16 protein-coding genes are annotated in these 18,282 nt (G+C 64.2%); 6 read left to right on the top strand and 10 right to left on the bottom strand.

The features are described 5' to 3' along the window. Nucleotides 1-107: 107 nt before the first annotated feature. Nucleotides 108-791, top strand: a complete 684-nt coding sequence (locus tag JTF07_RS06695) for an SDR family oxidoreductase (protein ID WP_353843891.1) — start codon at nt 108-110, stop codon at nt 789-791. Nucleotides 792-972: 181 nt separating this feature from the next. Further along, a complete protein-coding gene (locus tag JTF07_RS06690) occupies nt 973-1,782 on the top strand; it encodes a hypothetical protein (protein ID WP_204233441.1) in 810 nt (269 codons plus the stop codon). Here JTF07_RS06690 and JTF07_RS06685 read toward each other — a convergent pair. From JTF07_RS06685 to JTF07_RS06670, 4 genes are all read right to left on the bottom strand, one after another. Continuing rightward, nucleotides 1,751-2,758: an NAD-dependent epimerase/dehydratase family protein gene (locus JTF07_RS06685; RefSeq protein WP_204233440.1), complete on the bottom strand. Its 1,008-nt coding sequence runs from the start codon at nt 2,756-2,758 to the stop codon at nt 1,751-1,753. The two genes, JTF07_RS06690 and JTF07_RS06685, sit on opposite strands and share 32 nt — an antisense overlap. Before the next feature lie 24 nt (nt 2,759-2,782). Further along, the gene (locus tag JTF07_RS06680; RefSeq protein WP_204233439.1) at nt 2,783-5,521 is read right to left on the bottom strand and encodes an alpha/beta fold hydrolase; all 2,739 of its coding nucleotides are present in this window, start codon (nt 5,519-5,521) and stop codon (nt 2,783-2,785) included. Nucleotides 5,522-5,528: 7 nt separating this feature from the next. Beyond that, complete coding sequence (locus JTF07_RS06675; protein ID WP_204233438.1) at nt 5,529-6,557, bottom strand: 3-oxoacyl-ACP synthase III; 1,029 nt, start codon at nt 6,555-6,557, stop codon at nt 5,529-5,531. Between the two features lie 127 nt (nt 6,558-6,684). Further along, nucleotides 6,685-7,779 carry a hypothetical protein gene (locus JTF07_RS06670; RefSeq protein WP_204233437.1) on the bottom strand — a complete coding sequence of 365 codons (1,095 nt, stop codon included), beginning with the start codon at nt 7,777-7,779 and terminating at the stop codon, nt 6,685-6,687. A gap of 213 nt (nt 7,780-7,992) precedes the next feature. On the opposite strand from JTF07_RS06670, the gene JTF07_RS06665 reads away from it, so the two are divergent. After that, complete coding sequence (locus tag JTF07_RS06665; RefSeq protein WP_204233436.1) at nt 7,993-8,796, top strand: 3-oxoacyl-ACP reductase; 804 nt, start codon at nt 7,993-7,995, stop codon at nt 8,794-8,796. Between the two features lie 106 nt (nt 8,797-8,902). Here the strand turns inward: JTF07_RS06665 and JTF07_RS06660 are convergent, their stop codons facing one another. The 4 genes from JTF07_RS06660 to JTF07_RS06645 all read right to left on the bottom strand — a co-directional run bounded on the left by JTF07_RS06660 (nt 8,903) and on the right by JTF07_RS06645 (nt 12,935). Next, nucleotides 8,903-9,637: a hypothetical protein gene (locus JTF07_RS06660; protein ID WP_252199359.1), complete on the bottom strand. Its 735-nt coding sequence runs from the start codon at nt 9,635-9,637 to the stop codon at nt 8,903-8,905. Nucleotides 9,638-10,205: 568 nt separating this feature from the next. Then, on the bottom strand, nt 10,206-10,775 hold the full coding sequence (locus JTF07_RS06655) for a dienelactone hydrolase family protein (protein WP_204233435.1): 570 nt from the start codon (nt 10,773-10,775) through the stop codon (nt 10,206-10,208). Nucleotides 10,776-10,830: 55 nt separating this feature from the next. Next, nucleotides 10,831-12,396, bottom strand: coding sequence for an FMN-binding glutamate synthase family protein (locus JTF07_RS06650; RefSeq protein WP_204233434.1), 1,566 nt, complete (start codon nt 12,394-12,396; stop codon nt 10,831-10,833). A 107-nt stretch (nt 12,397-12,503) separates the two neighbouring features. Continuing rightward, entirely contained in the window at nt 12,504-12,935 is a 432-nt protein-coding gene (locus JTF07_RS06645; RefSeq protein WP_353843890.1) for a TM2 domain-containing protein, read from the bottom strand. Nucleotides 12,936-13,109: 174 nt separating this feature from the next. On the opposite strand from JTF07_RS06645, the gene JTF07_RS06640 reads away from it, so the two are divergent. Both JTF07_RS06640 and JTF07_RS06635 read left to right on the top strand, forming a co-directional pair. Further along, complete coding sequence (locus tag JTF07_RS06640; RefSeq protein WP_204233433.1) at nt 13,110-14,369, top strand: MFS transporter; 1,260 nt, start codon at nt 13,110-13,112, stop codon at nt 14,367-14,369. A gap of 32 nt (nt 14,370-14,401) precedes the next feature. Next, complete coding sequence (locus JTF07_RS06635) at nt 14,402-15,256, top strand: enoyl-CoA hydratase-related protein (RefSeq protein WP_204233432.1); 855 nt, start codon at nt 14,402-14,404, stop codon at nt 15,254-15,256. A gap of 57 nt (nt 15,257-15,313) precedes the next feature. On the opposite strand, the gene JTF07_RS06630 is transcribed toward JTF07_RS06635, so the two are convergent. Next, nucleotides 15,314-16,012: an NUDIX hydrolase gene (locus JTF07_RS06630; protein WP_204233431.1), complete on the bottom strand. Its 699-nt coding sequence runs from the start codon at nt 16,010-16,012 to the stop codon at nt 15,314-15,316. A gap of 234 nt (nt 16,013-16,246) precedes the next feature. On the opposite strand from JTF07_RS06630, the gene cls reads away from it, so the two are divergent. Further along, nucleotides 16,247-17,743 carry a cardiolipin synthase gene (gene cls, locus JTF07_RS06625; RefSeq protein ID WP_204233430.1) on the top strand — a complete coding sequence of 499 codons (1,497 nt, stop codon included), beginning with the start codon at nt 16,247-16,249 and terminating at the stop codon, nt 17,741-17,743. A 67-nt stretch (nt 17,744-17,810) separates the two neighbouring features. Here the strand turns inward: cls and JTF07_RS06620 are convergent, their stop codons facing one another. Further along, nucleotides 17,811-18,200, bottom strand: coding sequence for a YtxH domain-containing protein (locus JTF07_RS06620; RefSeq protein WP_204233429.1), 390 nt, complete (start codon nt 18,198-18,200; stop codon nt 17,811-17,813). Between the last annotated feature and the right edge of the window lie 82 nt (nt 18,201-18,282).

The following is an 18,282-nucleotide window of genomic DNA, read 5'->3' as shown; positions in this document are numbered from 1 at the left end:
GGCGCGCCTCCTGAGCGCACATGGTGAGACAGTGTTGTTGAAGATCTGCCCTGTGCCACACTGACGCCATGACGTAATCACATGAGAGCACGCAGAAGGTGGCAATCGTGACCGGAACTTCGTCCGGAATCGGCGCGGCCACAGCCGCAGCGCTCGCGCAGGATGGCTGGCAGGTCATCGTCGCCGCTCGTCGCAAAGACAAGATCGAGAAGGTGGCTGCCGACATCGGAGGCACCGCCGTCGAACTCGACGTCAGCTCGGATGATTCCGTTGCAGATCTCGCCGCCCAGGTCGATCGAGTCGATCTGCTGGTCAACAACGCCGGCGGCGCCAAGGGACTCGACCCAGTGGCCGAGGCCGACCTCGAGGAATGGCAGTGGATGTTCGACGTCAACGTCCTCGGCACCGTCCGAGTCACCAAGGCCCTGCTGGACAAGCTGATCGCTTCCGAAGGTCACATCATCAACACCGTCTCCATGGCCGCCTTCACTCCCTACGCCGGAGGTGCAGGGTACAACGTTGCGAAGTTCGGCGAGGGTGCGCTGACCCGTGTGCTGCGCTTGGAACACGTCGGCGATCCCATCCGAGTGACTCAGATCGACCCAGGGCGGGTCGAGACCGACTTCTCCCTCAACCGGTTCGACGGCGATGAGGACAGGGCAGCCAAGGTCTACGCGGGCAAGCTCAACCTGTCCGCCGAGGATGTCGCCGAGTCGATCCGCTGGGCCGCCTGCCTGCCGAGTCACGTCAACATCGACCACATCCACATCATGCCGCGCGACCAGGCCTGAGTCCGATCTGCCGAAGTCACCGGCCCATCTTGGGTCGGTGGCCATTCGGGTTGCCCCAGCGACCGCCGACGGGCTGAGCGTGTGACCATCTCGCACAGAGATCCTGCGGATTCGTACCCATCACGACAGGTATTGTGCCGACATCACCTGATTGCGTTCGCAGACAAGGCACAATGGGAACATGAGATATCTTGTTGCTCTGATCATCGGCATCGGCGCTCTGTTCGGCATCAACGCCTTCGCCGACCTTTTCTCCATGCCGCGTCCGTGGGGTTCGCTGCTGATGGGCGCCACCGTCGGAATCACGATGGTCGTCGTTCTCCTGATCTGGGAGCTCGTCAAGCCCACCAACAAGGATGCCGCTCCGGCGAAGCCGGCGATGAGTGAGGAGGAGCGGGCGAATGCACGCGCCGAGCGTCGCTCCCAATTGGCCGCCGAGGCGGGCGTGAGTCTCGATGACACCCAAGCTGGCGACACCGAAGCCGGTGACACCGTTGCGCAGCCGGAGACAGAAGACGAAGGCACCGGGACGAAGGCTGACGTCAAGGCCGCCGAGTCGAACGAGTCGAAGACTGAAGGTCAGACCGCTGTGCCAGCTGCGAAGCCAGCCGATGGCACTCCTGTGGCAGCGGCCCCGCCGATGCGCTCGGCAGGTGAGGATGGCACATCACCGGACGCTGATGAGTCCTCGATCGAGGCAGAGCCGGATGACGGCGACGATTCGCGGGACCGGCAGAAGGCGAGCGACGTCGCACAGGATGAAACGGGGACTCCTGACGAGGCCAAGACTCTGGACGAGCCGGAGACCCTGGCCCCCGAAGAGTACGACGAAGGGGCCACGGGGTCATCTCTGGAGAGCCCTCCGACCGGAGAGCCGGGAATCTCCGTCGATTCTCTGGAAGACGCGGAGTCGGCAGACACCGATGGTGTCTCGGATGATGATCCCTCCGGCGACCAAGCTAAGGACGAGGGACCCGACTCGAAGCGCTGAGTGTTTCCTCGTTCGCGTAGTGAGCGGCGAGGAGCTTCAGCCCCTCCTCGATGCTGACCCGCGGCGTCCACCCGAGGACTTCCTGGGTGCGGCGCTGGTCGAACCAGTGCGCCGTTGAGAGCTGCTCGGCCAAGAACCTGGTCAGCGGTGGCTCGTCGTCATGCTCGCCCAGATCCCACACCTTCTCCACGACCGAACCGGCCGCCAGCGCGGGACCCACGGGAACACGCAGCTTCGGCACCCCGGCGCCGCCGGCGATGGCGATGCGTGACATGAGCTCCCCGATCGGGCGCGGCTGACCGTTCGTCACCACCAGCGATTCACCGTGCGTGGACGCGACGGCGTCGACTGCGGCAACGATCGCCTCGACCGCATTGTCGACGAACAGGGCATCGACGAGTGGTGCACCCGACCCCAGCACCGGCATCCGGCCAGCCCGTGCGCGATCGATGACGCGTTCGGTCAGCTGAGTGTCGCCTGGCCCCCACATGAGATGTGGGCGCAGGACGAGGACCTTGAAGTCCTCGGAATCGGCGTCCAGAGCGATGAGCTCACCGGCGGCCTTCGTTCGCGCGTACTCACCGTGCGCGAGCTCGGGGGAGGCCGGACCCGCGCCTTCGCCGATGATCGAGTCCCCGGTGTGCGCTACCGACGGAGAGGAGATGTGGACCAGGCGCTGCACACCTGCGGCCACAGCAGCATCGACGAGAGTGCGCGTGCCGCCGATGTTCACGGCCTCGAACTCACTGGGGTCGCCCATCATCGATACCTTCGCCGCCAAGTGCACAATCGCCTCGGCGCCGGTGAGGGCTTCGCCGACACTGCTCGGATCGGTGACGGACCCGATGACATCACGGACGCCAGCGACCGAGGAGGGGCGACGCTGCAGAGTCGTGACCTGGTGGCCGCCTGCCACCAGTGCGCGTGCGACGGACGAACCCAGGAGCCCGGAGGCCCCGGTGACGGTGATCTTCATGAAGACTCCTCAGACGGTCGGGATTCAGACCTTGGTGCGCACCGAACCGCCCGATAGGACATGATCGGCCCAGGCGGCCAACCGGGATCGGTCGATCTTCGAATTGTGGCGGATGTCGGTCGGGAACGTGGGAGCGACGAGCACCGCGGTGAGGTCGTGTCCGAGGACCTCGGCAACCAGCTCCCGCAGTCTCGATGTCAGGTCCAACGGTGCCAGGCCGGGGGAGAGATCGGTCCCTTCGGCATCGAGGACAGCCACCAGAGACTGTGTCCCGGTCGGGCCGATGCCCACGATCGAACTGCGGCTGACCTGCTCGTCGGAATCGATGAGCGCCTCGAGACCGCCAGGGCCCACCGGTCCGCGAGGTGTGGTGACCACGTGCTGCAGGCGGCCTTCGAGCCAGACTCGCCCCTCGGCATCGATGTGGCCGATGTCGTTCGTCCGGTGCCAGGTTCGGCCGTCGAGGTCATCCCGAGCCGAGGCAGCGGTGGTGGCCCAGAGGTTGTCGTAGCCGGACTTGATGTGGGCCGCGCTGACGACGAACTCGCCCAAGCGCCCTTGTGCCTCAACTCCTTGTTCCAGCGTGTCTGCAGACGAACCCGAGTCGTCGATCACAGCCAGTGCCAGCTCGACGCCGTCGATGGGGCGGCCCACGCACACGCCGAGGTTGGACGTGGCAGCTGCCGCGGTGACACCGGCACGGTCGATGTCAGTCAGGAGGAGGCCCTCGGTCATCCCATACGGCGAGTGGATGCTCGCGTTCGGGAACACCTCGGCGATGGAATCCATCAGATCCAGCGGTACGGGAGCCCCAGCCGAGAGCACGAGCTCGACCCGTGCGCATGCGGCCTTCTGTTCCTCATCCAGCTCAGAGGCGGTGGCGGCGACATTCTTGTACGCAGCGGGTGAGGCGAAGACCATCGTGGAATGACCGGCGATGATGGCATCGGAGATGGCGCTGGCGGTCAGTGTCTTCGGTTTGGTCACGGACATGTCCGGAGTCACCGAAGTAGCCCCGATGGCCGGTCCCAGAAGCGCGAAGGGCGGGAAGCCGGCGACCAGCCCGGTGCCTTCGTGCACGTCGAAAACTCTGGTCAGGACTGCTGCAAGGGCGGAGATGTCGCCATGGGTGTAGCGCACGCCCTTGGCCGGCCCCGTCGACCCGGAGGTGAAGAGGATCGCGGCATCGTCGGTGGCTGCCGGGGTGGGCAGCTGCGCGTGGTGCGTGGTGCGCGAGAGCGCAGTCAGGCTGGTCTCGACCTTGAACAGTTTGGCCTGCACCGGTCCCAGAGGGGACACGGAGATGCGCCGGCCGGGCCAGTTGAAGGCACGGGCGAGGCCGAGCCCAGGCAGTTCCCCGATGATCCACTGCGGATCCGCCGAGGTGGTCGCCCGAGTCATGCCCTTCGGCCCCAGTCCGGCATCGGCGACGACCGCGACGGCACCGATCTTCAGGCACGCGTAGAGAGCTGCAGTGAGGTTGTTACCGGGTGGGACGAGCATGGAGACTCGGTCGCCGGGGCGCACACCGAGTTCGAGCAGGCCGCCTGCGATGCTCGTCGTCACGTGCCAGAGATGACGCCAGGTGATCTGCTGCGCCGGATTCTGTGCGAAGTCCACCGAGGCGATGGATTCGTCGTCGTGGCGTGCGTCGAGGATCGCGGTGACTCCACGCGCAGGGTCTGCCGCAGTCGCGTTCTCGGCAGCAGTTGTGCCGGAGGCTGCGTCTGCTCCAGCATCGCCGACGGGGAACTGCGTCTTCAGCCAGTCGGTGACGACGCCGGACACGTCATAGTCTTCGCTGACTAAGTGGGAACCCAGCTCGAAGCGGTGCACGTCGGCCTGGGGCAGGCGCTGACGCAGGTCACGCAGATAGCGTTCGAGGAAGACCGGGTCCTTCGGGCCCCACACCAGGAGGGCAGGGTGCTCGTAGGCTGCGATATCGGCGCCTACACGCTGCAGCTCCGAGTAGGACGGGTGGTTCTCGTCGACGGGGATGTCGGCGACGAAGCCGCCGATCCCGTGGCGCTGTGAGGCGTTCTCATACGGGGAACGGAAGGCGTCCTTGATCTCTGGGGTGAGATCGCCGAGGCTCATCGTCACCCGCAGGAATCCGTCGGTGACCACGGTGGCAGTCGGCAGCATGGGTCCGGCCAAGGTTGCCCGCAGAGGTGCCGGTATCGGGGCGTCCTCAGGCTGGTGGACAGCCGTGTTGAGGCTGATCGAGGCGGAGACGAGATCGGTGTTGCGTGCCGCCCACCCCAGGGACAGGACGCCGCCCCAGTCGTGTCCGATCGTCACGATCGGATGATCGGCCGACGCGACTGCGTCGTCGAGTGCAGAACTGCCGGCCACCTCGGCGAGAAGAGACGTGACGACGGCGTCGAAGTCATCGATGCGCTGGGACATCCGGCGCACCTCGGCGCCGTGGGGAGTCGGCAGAGACTCATGCGCCAGCCGCTCCGAGAAGCCCATGTCGAGCTGGTCGGGGGCGATGAGCCGCCACACGCGTCCGCCGGAACGGGCAGCGTCCATCGTTGCCTGGGCAAGGTGTCGCCACAGGTACGACCAGGTCGGATTGCCGTGCAGGGCAAGAATCGTGCCGCTGGGTTCGAACCCTTCGGCGCGCAGCACCGCAAGGGTGTCGAGGACATGGAAGGAATGCGGCCCGTCGGGTGTCTTGGCCTCGACGATTCGGGACCAGGCGGGGTCCCACTCGGGCAGCTTCGGGGGAGCCTGAGCCGGCCGTGCAGGAAATATCATCGAACCTCTACCACTCGATTTCGGTCATTGCGGTGTTGAGCCCCGACCCGACTCCCATGCACAGGATGCGGTCGCCGGGTTTGAGGTGTGACGCCTCGCGGCTGAGCGTGATCGGCAGGGAAGCCGGTCCCACATTGCCGAGTTCGGGATAGGTGACCGGAATCCGATCGGGATCGAGGTTCGCGGCCTTCGTGATCGAGTTGACGTGTACGTCGGAGACCTGGTGCATGACGTAGCGATCCATGTCGCGCCAGTTCCAGCCATCCTCGTGGGCTTCTTCCCACGCGGCGACGACGAGTTCCATGCCGCCGGCCAGCAGCCCCTTGGTGTCGGTGAACATTCCGTTGTGATCGCCCACGCACAGTTCGTGGTGCTGGGTCGCAGCGCGGGTGATGCCGCCGAGGATGCGGTGGCCTTCCGGGTGCTTGTCGGCTGGCCCGAGGACGGCGGCGGAGGCACCGGATCCCAGTGTCAGGGAGGCGAACTCGTTGAGGTACTCCTCACGGCTGATGCCTGGGCGGGTCAATCGGCGCAGTGTGGCCTCTTGGACGCGGGAGGCATCCTCGCCGGCGACGACGAGGGCGTATTCGATCTGGCCGGCGTCGATCATGTTCGCGGCCAGGGTCATTCCGTTGACGAAGCCCAGGCAGGCGTTGGCGATGTCGAAGTTCATCGCCTGAGAACCCAGGCCGATGCCGGCGTGCACGCCGACGGCCACAGAAGGCTCGAGGTGCTCACGCGTGACCGAGGTGTTGATCATCAGTCCGATCGCGTCGGGGGAGACTCCCGAGTCGGCGAGAGCCTTCTTGCCAGCGGCGATCGCACCGTCGGCGAACTGACTCGGCTGGTCCCAGTTGCGTCGCGCGTAGACTCCCGCGACGCGCTGCAGCAGCCCGGTCGGCAGGTTGAGCATGGACAGGGTATCGGCGAGGCGCTCGTCGAATTCTTGAGAGGTCACTTCGTTCGGGGCGAGGATCTCAGTCAGGCCGAGAAGCGCCACGTTCGAGTGCCGGAATGTTGCGTTGCCATTCGCCAATTGAGGTTCTCATCCCTTTGCGGGTCGTTCGTCGTCGTCTGCTGAAGGCCGATGCGACGCACTCTTGAAGCGCGCCACGACGGGGAAGTCCGGAGACTATCTTATATCCCTCAAGCTGAATTGTTTCTCAGCGAGTGAACCAGGTGAATCCGTCATAGGCCATTCCGGTCGCGCAGAGGACCGCGATCCCGGCCAGAATGATCGACGTCACGGTGTGCGAAACCTTCGAAGACTGGAAGCGAACGGCACGCGAATGGGACATGGGGCGGTCGGTGACGAAGCGTCCGAACTGGACGAAGATGCGCCAGTCCATGACGTCGATGAGCGACTTGGCCGCCAGCGTGAAGACGATGATGCAGCCGACGCCCATGAGGATCAGGAAGATGAAGCCCATGAACCCGAATTCGCGGAAGAACTCGACGACGCGATCGGCAATGGCGGTGGCGAAGCCGGTGAATCCTTCGCTGAGTGGCAGTGCGGCGAAGGAATCTGTGATGCGGCCCAGTGTGAATCCGTCGCGTTCGGTCTGCTCGGCGCCGATGAACATGGCGACGGAGGCGGCCAGGGCCACGAGGAGATTGATGATCGTGATCGTCGAATTGTCCGGCCAGAATTCGAGGGACTTCAGCGTGTAGGTCGATGCCGACGCCACACAGATGATCGCGCCTGCCAGTGCGCCGACCGTCGCGGGCAAGAGGAGATTGTTGAAGAACACGAACGCGATGACGGCGATGAGGGCGGCGCCGAAGATATACGTGAACACCGCCAGCGTGTCGCCGTTGGAGGAGGTGGCAGCGCGACGGTTCGTCTCGACCATCTGCCCCGACTGGCCGATATTGTCTCTGAGTTCAGCCTTGGTGGCCCGCGAGTCGGTGTCGGCCCCAGTCGCAGGCATCACACGAGTCTCACCCTCGCTCAAACCGTAGACGCGCTCGGGCTGTTGGGGATAGGCGCGGGTCGTTTGATCGTAGGCCTGAGACGGCTGATTGTAGGCACGCGTCGACTGGTCGTAGGAGCCGCCCCGCGGTCGTGCACCCGGCGCGTAGCCCTGCTGACCGTAGCCCCCGGGGCCGTACCCAGGCTGCTGCGGCGCCTGTCCGCCCTGGGGTCGACGCTGCGGAGCTGGCTGCCATCGCCCGATTCGCGACGCGATCAGGTAGATGATGAGAACGACGAGTGCTGCGAGGACTCCGATTGAGATGCTGGCTCCGAGCTCGCTCATGAGGGACTTCCTGGGGATGGACAACGATGGTCGTGTGCTCAGTCTAAGGAGGATCGGCCAGGTAATCACGTTTGAGCGCCGCAACACACCCGGCGACCGGTGAAGACGCACCCGAGAATGGCATCGGTGCCCCAACGCGCGGGTAGGGTGAGATCACGACCGGATATGACCTCGGCACCACCGAGGGCGCCCAGCATTCGAAGGAGAATCGCGATGAGCAACGCCCAGGCATTCACGACATCGGCCATGCCCTTGGACCAGCAGATCGTCCTCGTCACCGGGGCCGGCCGCGGGGTCGGATCATCCATCGCGAAGGCCTTTGCTCATGAGGGATCGGCGCTCGTCATCAACTATCGCTACTCTGCCGAGGCCGCGGAGGAGCTCGCCGAGGCCATCCGTGCTCGTGGTGGTCGTGCAGTGGCCATCGAGGCCGATGTCACCGACTCACGCGCAGTCGACGCCATGCTCGCAGCTGCACATGCCGAGTTCGGTGCGCCCGTGTCGACGGTGGTCAACAACGCTCTTGTCGACTTCTCCTTCAACGGCGAGGAGCGGCAGCCGGCAGACGAAATCGACTTCTCCGATTTCACCGACCAGTTCCGTGGGGCCGTCGGAGCGGCGCTCAACACTGTCCAGGCGGCAATGAGAGGATTTCGCGAGATCGGCTCGGGACGGGTCATCAACATCGGATCCAACCTTGTGCAGAACCCCGTTGTGCCCTACCACGACTACACCGCGGCGAAGGCAGCCCTGCTGTCCTTGACGAGGACCTTCGCCAAGGACCTCGGGCCAGCGGGAGTCAGAGTGAATATGGTCTCCGGTGGACTGCTGCGCACGACCGACGCCTCCTCGGCGACTCCGGAAGAGGTCTTCGATCAGATCGCGGCCCAGACTCCGCTGGGACATGTGACGACTCCGGAGGAATTCGCCTCGGCGGTGGTGTTCTTCGCATCACCGGCCTCACGAGCGGTGACGGGTCAGAACCTCGTCGTCGACAATGGCCTGGTGATGGGCTGAGGCGCCAACGTCAATCCCCACACATTCAGCCAAACCCTAGCCGCGAGCCCACCCTAACGTTGAGAGCCGACTCCGCCGGCGGCGGGCGACTTCAGGGAGTCGGCCTTCAACGGTGCGGTCGACTGTCGGCAATGTGTTTCTTGATGGCAGAAAACATGTCGCTGCGGAAGAGGTCGGCCCAGACCAAATTGAATACCGCGAACCCGGCATTGGCGAGCCGCATGTGCCGAGCGTGGTTGTCCTTGCTTGCTCGATCTGGTCCATTCTCATTGAGGTAGTACTTGCCCAGGCCGTGGAACTCCACGATCAGCGGAAGTCGTGCGTGCTTGAAGTCGCATCTGCCGAGAAATCTCCCAGAGCGATCGTGAACCGCTACCTGCGGGAGCATATCTGCAATCGAGAATCTGTGGAACTTCACTGCACAGAGTGACTCGCCCTGGGATTCGTGCAGCGGATCGGACAGTGCGAGGCCTTGTCGCGCAACTCTGCACCCTCTTCGCCGAATCTTCATCTGCTCGAGTAGCTCGGGTTTGCTGATGTTGCCGACTCGAAGGGCCTCGGAAATCATCGGAACCGAAATCTCCAGCGGGTAGTCATGGGCGATGTCGGAAAGTGTGCGCGACAGACCTGTGACCGCAAAATCGCCGACGGTGGTCCGGTCCGTCAGGGGAACCGTGCGGTCATAGATGCGCAATGTAGGGAAGTTCTCGTGGTAGCCGGTGCGGATGATCTCGGCCTGGCCGGTTGCCGGGAACGGCGGGCGCAGGTCGTGAATCAGTGCGGCAGAGATGTGAGAGTAGACATCACCGGAGCGGAGCTCGAGCAGTCGCGAACGAATCAATGGCTTGAGACTTTCAGTCCGGTCTCGGATGTCGCCAAAAGTCGTGGGATAAGAGATCGGCTCGGCCGCACCAGGCGAGTGGAGAACGGCATGGTGCGGTGAACTGCAGGGGCTGACCACGGCATAGTGCCCGCGCCGAATCTTTCGCAGGCAACACTGCTGCGCTCGGCGGACATCGTCGTCGGTCAAGCCGAATCTGAGCAGGTCCTGCTTGATGTAAACCTGAACCATTTAAAGATAATTGCATCAAATCACACTTAACGCAATGAAACGTCATGAAAAAACGTCAAGACGTCCACGGATCCCGCTCCATTTCCAGCCCGGAAGTCGTCGAGAGCAGACCGGAGCGCCGGCGGGCGACTTCAGGGAGTCGGCTTTGGTCGGTGCGTTCGGCTCTCGGCGCCACGGCCCGCTATCGACGTTTGTTGGGTGAGAGATGGGATTGGTGGGCGGTTGTCTTGGTGGCTTGGGCGTTCGTCGAGGTGAGAACGAGCAGTGGGAGTCAGCGACGGGGGCTCACACTCGGAGTCAGCGACGGGGGTTCAGACTCGGACTCAGCGACAGGGGTTCAGACTCGGTCGAGGAACGCCAGACTGCGGTCGAAGAGCAGCTGCGCGCTGTCCTCTCGGTAGTCAGCAACCAGCGGATCGCTGAAGAGATGACTCCCGCCCGGGTAGAGGAAATACTCCGCCTGCGCCCCCGCTCGGGCGGCTGACTCCAACAGAGTCTGTGGCGCAGCTGAGTCTCTCCACTCGTCATCGACTGAGAAATGGATCTGGACGGGCACATTCTCCTGCCATCGCGTGGGCTTGGGGAAGCCGCCACCGTGGAAGAGGAGAGCGCCGCGTGCCCGCGCGTCGTTCTTGCCCATCTGCTGGGCGATGCCGGCGCCGAGGGAGAGCCCGGCGAAGACGATCTCACCAGTCAGGTCAGCACAGGCCGCGGCAGCCCGATCGACGAGCTGAGAGAACCCGACGCCCTGCGAGTGGCCGACCCCAGCCTCGGCGGTGGTGAACGTGCGTCCCTCGTAGACATCGGGGGCGAACACGGTGTGCCCGGCGGCTCTGTAGCAATCGGCGATCGCTTCGATGCCGGGAGTCTTGCCCAGAGCGGAATGGAGCAGAACGAGGGTTGGCATGGCGATCTCCTGTTATCTCAGTTGAATCCAGCTCTGCCGAGGCTCGAGGTAGGGCTCAGCGGCTGCGGCCGTGCGGGATGGCGAAGGAGTCGGCCTGTGCCGTCTCCCAGTCGGCAGCCCAGTCATCGGGAGCGCCGTTGAGCAGTTCGCCGGGCTTGAGCCAGTCGTAGAGACGCGCGTAGGACCAGGACTCAGACTCCGAGACATTGCGGCGCAGCATCGTCGGTTCCAGCTCATCCGGATGGGCTACGCCCATCGAAGCCATCAGGCGCACAGCCTCGGTGACGGTGCCGTCGTGGTAGTTCTTCACGCGAGTCGACTTGTCGGGAACATCGATGGCGCGAGCGCGGCGAGGATCCTGCGTGGCCACGCCGACGGGGCACTTGCCTGTGTGGCAGACCTGAGCCTGAATGCAGCCGACGGCCATCATCATGGCACGAGCTGCCATCGTGAAATCGGCACCCTGGATGAGTCGCTTCACGATGTCGGAACCGGCCGCGATCTTCCCTGCCGCGCCGATCTTGATGCGATCCCGCAGTCCCGCACCCATGAGCGCGTTGTGCACGATCATCAGGCCCTGCGTCAGAGGCAGGCCGACGTGGTTCTCGAATTCAAGCGGTGCCGCTCCCGTGCCGCCTTCAGAGCCGTCGACGATGATGAAGTCGGGAGTGATTCCGGTCTCGACCATTGCCTTGCAGATGCCGAGGAATTCGGTGCGCGAACCCACACAGAGCTTGAAACCAGCGGGCTTGCCGCCGGAGAGCTTTCGCATCTGCTCGATGAACGCCAGGAGCTCGATCGGCGTCGAGAACACGGTGTGGTTCGGTGGGCTGACACAGGTCTTGCCGACGGGGATGCCGCGGATCTCTGAGATCTCCTCGGTGACCTTCGGGCCGGGCAGGACGCCGCCGAGGCCGGGCTTGGCACCCTGGGAAAGCTTGAGTGAGACCATCTTGACCTGTGGGTCCTGTGCCTTCTGTGCGAAGACATCCGGAGCGAATTCGCCCTCGGGGGTTCGGCAGCCGAAGTAGCCGGTGCCGATCTCCCAGATCAGGTCGCCGCCGAACTCCTGGTGGTAGGGAGTGATCGAGCCTTCTCCGGTGTCCTGGGCGAACCCACCCAGGGCGGCGCCTTTGTTGAGCGAGCGCACCGCATTGTCGCTCAGCGATCCGAAGCTCATGGCCGAGACGTTGAGGAGCGAGATGTCATAGGGCTGTGTGCATTCCGCGCCGCCGACACGGATCCGCGGGGGAGTCGGGGAGTTCGTGATCGGAACCGTGGAGTGCATGAGGGCCTCGTAGCCCGTGCGATTGACATCGCGTTCAGTGCCGAAGGCGCTTTCGGAGTGCTTGCCTTTGGCGCGTTCGTAGATGATCGCGCGAGTGTTGCGATTGTACGGACGGCCGTCCCAGTTCCGCTCGATGAAGTACTGCTGGATCTCTGGGCGAATCGACTCGAGCAGATACCGTGCGTGACCGGCGACCGGATAGTTGCGGAGGATCGAATGCTTCTTCTGGGTCACGTCCCAAGCGGCGAGGGCGCCGAGGCCGAGCGCTGAGACGGCGGCAGCGGCCTGAGCCACGCGCTTTCCTGTTGAGTCTCCTCCGAGCTGGCTGACCATGGGGTACCGACCTTTCCTTGAGCTTCTTCGGTCTGTGCTTGATGCGAGCCTAAACCGAGAACACGGGGAATTCAGGAAAGGGTGGGCTAAATTTCCGAGCGTCTGACTCAGGACAGTCGCGTGAGCAGCGCCTGGACCAGTTCATCGAGTTGGAGGGAGTAGCCGATGATGAGCAGGAACCCTGTGGCAATCCACGCGACTTCCTTCCAGGAGTCGTAACCGCTGAGGGGACGGTTGTCGTAGCGAAGTCCGCCGGCCATGACGATGACGAGGTCGATGACCCACCACAGGCCCAGTCCGCCGAGGCTGACCAGCTTGAGCCCGCCGGTGAGGAAGCGTCCCGTGTAGAGGCGGTCGGCACCGAGGAACCCCAGCAGGAGCGAGAGGAGCCAGGTGACGAAGAAGGAGCGGTTGGCATGGTTGTGCTCGGCCTCGTTGTCGGAGTTCGGTCGTTTCACGGAACCCGGACGTTCAAGGGAGTCAAGGGAGTCGAAGGGATCGATGGAGGGCAGTTCGGGGACCAAAGGCGACACGGACACGGTGTTCTCCTTCTCTTGCGTCGCCGCTCTCCGTGGAGCGATCGAGGTGATGTCATCGACGTGCCGCAGAGAACCGGGGGATGGGCGTCAGGTGGGGGACCTGAGTACAGTCTAGGAAACACATGAGTGTTCGCGCATTGGGGTTTTCCCCAGTATCGGCATAGCGTTGGATCTATGAGTACTGGTGAGCCGAGCGCGACGAGTACTCGGCGAACCATCGTGGCGGTGTTCTTGGCCGGAGTCTCGGTCTTCCTCGTGCTCTATGAGACGCAGGGACTGCTCCCCGCCATCCGCGGCGCCTACGGCATCGATGCTCCCACAGCGAGCCTGACGGTCTCCGCCACCAACGTTGCCATGGCCGTCTTCCTCATCCCGTTCTCCATGCTCGCCCCGCGCATCGGGCATGCCAGGCAGATCGCCTGCGGCGTGGTCCTGGCCGCGCTCCTCGCGCTCATCCTGCCGTTCATGCCGAGCCCCGAACTGCTCATCGCCGTCCGCTTCCTCCAAGGCGTGGCGATCGCTTCGGTGCCTGCCACCGCAATGGCCTATCTTTCGCTGCGGCTGCCGGCGAAGGCACTGCCCGGCGCGATCGGCGTCTACATCGCCGGCAACACGATCGGCGGACTCGCCTCCCGGCTCCTGACCGGCCTCGCCGCGGAGGGCCTCGGGTGGCACGGCGGCCTGGCGTTCACCGCGGCAGTCTCTCTGATCTTCGGGCTCATCGTGGTCTGGCTGCTCCGCCACGATCTCTTCACCACCTCACGAGTGATCGCCGCCCGCGAATCGTCGGCGACCGAGCAGGAGTCGGCGACCGATACGCGATCCTCGGCGACAGCGGACACCGCACAGCCGCCTCGGCGGGCGATCATTCCGCTGGGATCGGGGCTGTGGCGGATCTACCTCACCGGCTTCCTGTGCATGATCGTCTTCGGCGGGTCCTTCACGATGCTCGGGACTCGGCTGCAGCATGATCCCTGGCGGCTGAGCGAAGGCGCGGTCGCACTGTTCTTCCTCATCTACCTCGTCGGCACCGTCGTCACCACGTATTACGGTCGGTTGGCCACGAGACTCTCGCGCACCTCGCTGACACTGATCGGGATGGTCACAGCACTTGTCGGCGCCGGACTCACTCTCGTCGATCATCTGCCGGTGATCGTCATCGGCATGTCCCTTCTCACCGGAGGCTTCTTCCTCGGTCACACAGGTGCATCCGCGTCAGCCAGCGCCTCACGGCCCGGTGTCGACTCCACCCGATCGGCGGCCATCTACCTCACCGTCTACTATCTGGGCACCAGCCTGGGCGCCTGGCTGTCGGCGGTTCTGTTCACCGATTTCGCGTGGCCGGGCGTAGTCGTCATGTGCATGACCTCATTGTTCGCCGTTCTGATCTTGACGTTGACCGGGGCTTCGATAGGGTTCAAGAAACGCAGCTGATCATTCGTTCAGCTTTGGAACCGGAGGACTTCATGCCCCACGCAGCACATTCGAACGTCACCTATTCGATCGACCGGGGCGTCGCCCATGTGGAGATCGACCGCGCCGAGAAGCTCAACTCACTGACGAGAGAGGTGTTCGAGGACCTCGTCGAGGTCGGCCTCGCGCTCAGGGAATCGACTGAGGTCAGGGCCGTCGTGCTCTCCGGCCGCGGGCGGGCGTTCAGTGCTGGCCTGGACTTCACTGAGATGTCCAGGCTCGCGGAGGAAGGCACCGCGACGACCTCCGCCGAGGCGGGTGCGGGGACTGAGTCATCGACCGAAGGCGCCGTCGACGTCGGTGAGCGGCTCGGGTCCGCTCGGGCACTGGCGCAGAAGGCCGTGCACGTGTGGTCCCTGATCGAGGTTCCGGTCATCGCCGGACTCAGGGGGCCGGCGCTCGGCGGCGGGATGCAGATCGCGTTGGGCACGGACATCCGCATCGCAGGACCTGACGTCCAGCTTTCGCTGATGGAGATCAAATGGGGGATCATCCCGGACATGTGCGGGACTCAGCTGCTGCCGCGCCTGGTCGGGCCCGGAACGGCGAAGAAGCTCATCGCCACAGGCGAGGCCATCGGCGCCGAGGAGGCGCTGCGGATCGGTCTCGTCGAAGAGTTGGCCGAGGACCCGGTAGAGCGAGCTCTCGAACTTGCCGCCGACATCGCGGGGAAATCACGCTCGGCGCTTATGTGGGCGAAGAAGCTCGTCGACCTCTCCTATGAGGCTGACCTGGCCACGGGCCTCGATGCAGAGCAGGAGGCGCTGGCCTCCCTCATCGGCACCGACGAGCAGCGCGAGGTCGTCACGGAACGGCTGGCGCGCATGGCCAAGCGGTCGAAGGGCTGAGGCGCAGCGACGCAGTTGTGATGTGCCGACTGCTCAGCCGTGACGGGCTGGCGCGGCTCAGCCGTGCTTGCCGGGGAACTCAGGGCGGACCGGGTCGATGCTCCGGTCGGATCCGACCACCTCGGCGACGGTGTCGAATGTGTCGAGCTCGCGCAAGAGCACGAGTGTCGGGCGCATCAGCTTAAGGCGCTCCTCGGCCTCGGCGGTCAGGATCGTGGCCACCGACATCCATTCACTCGAATGTGCCTCGGTGGTCTGATGATGGGCCGACTCAAGGTCGCCGGCCGAGAGCGCGTAGAAGTACGTGTCGAATCGCTTCGGGCGCCCCGCCGGGGTCACCCAGTTCGCCCACGGCTTCAGCCCGGCCGGGTCGAGCACGGCTCCTGTCTCCTCTTCGACCTCACGCACAGCGGTGGCGAGCAGGACGCGCCAACCATCGGCCACCTCGGCGATGGTCGAGTCCTTCCACGCTGCCTGATGAATCTGCGCATCGGGGACCGTGATGGAGGCAGCGGTCCGCTCATCGATGGGATCGACGCGGCCGCCGGGGAAGACGACGACGCCGGCGGCGAAGTCCATCGTCGACACCCGGTGCTGGACGAAGACCTCGAGCCCGGTGGCACCATCGCGGATCATGAGCACGCTGACGGCGGGCTTGATCGGCACGGCCGAAGGGTCGGGCACATCCGGTCCGCGGCTGGAGGAATCGGCGAGGTCCGAACGGTCGGACCCCTCGGGGGAGATATCTCGAATCACTGTCAGCACCTTCGCCTCTGTGTCTGGTCGTCACCTTCCATTATGACTGTGACTGTTGTCCTCGGCGGAGGCGGGGTGGGCCGCAGGGACGATCTCCACGGGAATCGTGCGGCAGGATACGATGGTGCCAGACGAGACCGACGGCCGATTTCTCAAGGCAGCTTGAACTCTGGTGTCTGAGAACCTGAGCGCGGCACCCGGCATTGACGACCCGCAGACCGGAAGAGCAAGGACATGACCGGATTGGAGAACTATCTTTTCTTCTCAATTGATCAGGCGTGGCCAAACTGGCTGATTGTCACACTTCTGGCGATCGACATGATCATCCGCATCGTTGCGCTGGGCTGGATTCCGCACAACCGCAGACCATCTGTCGCGCTCGGCTGGCTGCTCGCGATCTTCCTCATCCCCTACGTCGGAATTCTCGCGTTCCTGCTGCTGGGCTCAGCGAAGCTGCCGAAGAGGCGGCGGGACAAGCAGGTGCTCGTCAACGACATCTTCCGGGACCAGACCGATGATCGGGCGATCATCGGCGACTCCGCTCATATGCCCGAACCGCTGAGCACCGCAGCGCAGCTGAACTTCGAACTGGGCGCGCTGCCGATGACGCACGGCAACGCCTTCGACCTGCAGATCGACAACCACGCCTGCATGGAGGCGATGGCCGACCAGATCGATGCGGCCACCCGGTTCGTTCACTTCGAGTTCTACATCGTCGCCATCGATGACACGACGAGGCGGCTCTTCGAATCGCTGCTGGCCGCGCACGAGCGCGGGGTTCAGGTGAGAATCCTCATCGACCATCTGGGCTCACTGGGATATCCCGGCTATTCGGAATTGGTCAAGCGGCTCAACTCGTCGGGAGTGGCGTGGCGCCGAGCCCTGCCGATCCGTCCCTGGAAGGGTGAATACCAGCGACCGGACCTACGCAACCACCGTAAGATCCTCGTCGTCGACGGCGAGGTCGCCTTCACCGGGTCGCAGAACATCATCGACCGGTCGTATAACAAGCGACGCAACCTGCGGAAGGGCTTCCAATGGATGGACCTGTCGCTGAAGTGCACCGGCCCAGTCGTCGACGAACTCGATGCAGTCTTCATCACGGACTGGTATTCGGAGACGGGGGAACTCTTCGACGAAGCCTCGCAGGGGGAACTCCGGGCACCGCAGAACGGCGGCATCCAGGCTCAGGTGGTGCCGTCGGGCCCAGGGTTCGAAGACGAGAACAATCTGCGTCTGTTCAACCACCTCATCTACAACGCGAACCGCAGCGTCGTCGTCTGCTCACCGTACTTCGTGCCCGACGAATCGCTCATGCACGCGCTCACGACAGAGGCCCGGTCCGGAGTCGACGTGCGGCTGTATGTGGGGGAGACGAGCGACCATTGGGTGACGCAACGGGCCCAGCAGTCCTATTACGCCGATCTGGTGCGAGCCGGAGTCCGAATCTTCCTGTACCACGCCCCGACCGTTCTGCATTCGAAGTTCCTCTTGATCGACGATGAAGTCTCGATCATCGGATCCTCGAACATGGATGAGCGATCGTTCGCGATGAACATGGAGGTCACCATGTTCATCGTCGACAAGGAGTTCACCCAGCGGATGTACGACCTCGAAGCGGAGCGGTACGCGCCGAACTCCGTCGAACTCGACGCCGAACGCTGGAACGACCGGCCGCTGCTGCACAAGTATGTGGAGAACGTCGCCAGGCTCACGAGCTCGCTGCTCTGAACTGCGTCGGATATGACAACGCTCCCGCACACTGATCAGTGTGCGGGAGCGTTGTCCACTCAGAGTCTCAGGTGTCTTCGGAGAGTCCGGATGGGCCTTCGTCATCGAGATCGCGCATGGGGTCTGCGACGACATCGTCCTTGACCTCGGGGGTGCCCGTGGATGTGGCACCTGGAGTCCCAGCGGACGTGCTGCCCGCGGCGCCTGCACCGGCTCCGGCAGCACCGGCTCCTGCTGCGGAGTTGACCTTGTCGGCTGCTGTCTGTACAGCGTCGGCGACGGCCGGTGACTTCTCCCGAATCGACTGGTTGGCCTTCTCGACGGTGTCCTGCACTCGCGGGTCGGCCCAGAGATCCTGTGCCTGGGCCTTGAGCTTTTCGTAGCTCTGACGTCCGGTGCGTGATCCGAGCACGTAACCGACTCCCAGACCTGCCAGGAGAATCAATCGCTTCTTCATTTTCCTGCTCTCCTTCTCAGCTTGCCGTGACTGCATGCAACACGTGTGAGTGCGCAGACCGACGATGATCGACGATCGTGCG

The sequence above is a fragment of the Brevibacterium sp. RIT 803 genome, assembly GCF_016892625.1.
Lineage (GTDB): Bacteria > Actinomycetota > Actinomycetes > Actinomycetales > Brevibacteriaceae > Brevibacterium.
Note: the sequence above shows the minus strand (reverse complement) of the source record. Positions and strands in the feature narration are given on the sequence as shown.

Bases quoted from the DNA above. Each gene is read 5' to 3' on its own strand.
- JTF07_RS06635 (WP_204233432.1), top strand. From the start codon at position 14,402: ATGCCCCACGCAGCACATTCGAACGTCACCTATTCGATCGACCGGGGC.
- JTF07_RS06665 (WP_204233436.1), top strand. From the start codon at position 7,993: ATGAGCAACGCCCAGGCATTCACGACATCGGCCATGCCCTTGGACCAG.
- JTF07_RS06640 (WP_204233433.1), top strand. From the start codon at position 13,110: ATGAGTACTGGTGAGCCGAGCGCGACGAGTACTCGGCGAACCATCGTG.
- JTF07_RS06655 (WP_204233435.1), bottom strand. From the start codon at position 10,775: ATGCCAACCCTCGTTCTGCTCCATTCCGCTCTGGGCAAGACTCCCGGC.
- JTF07_RS06650 (WP_204233434.1), bottom strand. From the start codon at position 12,396: ATGGTCAGCCAGCTCGGAGGAGACTCAACAGGAAAGCGCGTGGCTCAG.
- JTF07_RS06690 (WP_204233441.1), top strand. From the start codon at position 973: ATGAGATATCTTGTTGCTCTGATCATCGGCATCGGCGCTCTGTTCGGC.
- JTF07_RS06620 (WP_204233429.1), bottom strand. From the start codon at position 18,200: ATGAAGAAGCGATTGATTCTCCTGGCAGGTCTGGGAGTCGGTTACGTG.
- JTF07_RS06670 (WP_204233437.1), bottom strand. From the start codon at position 7,779: ATGAGCGAGCTCGGAGCCAGCATCTCAATCGGAGTCCTCGCAGCACTC.
- cls (WP_204233430.1), top strand. From the start codon at position 16,247: ATGACCGGATTGGAGAACTATCTTTTCTTCTCAATTGATCAGGCGTGG.
- JTF07_RS06680 (WP_204233439.1), bottom strand. From the start codon at position 5,521: ATGATATTTCCTGCACGGCCGGCTCAGGCTCCCCCGAAGCTGCCCGAG.
- JTF07_RS06685 (WP_204233440.1), bottom strand. From the start codon at position 2,758: ATGAAGATCACCGTCACCGGGGCCTCCGGGCTCCTGGGTTCGTCCGTC.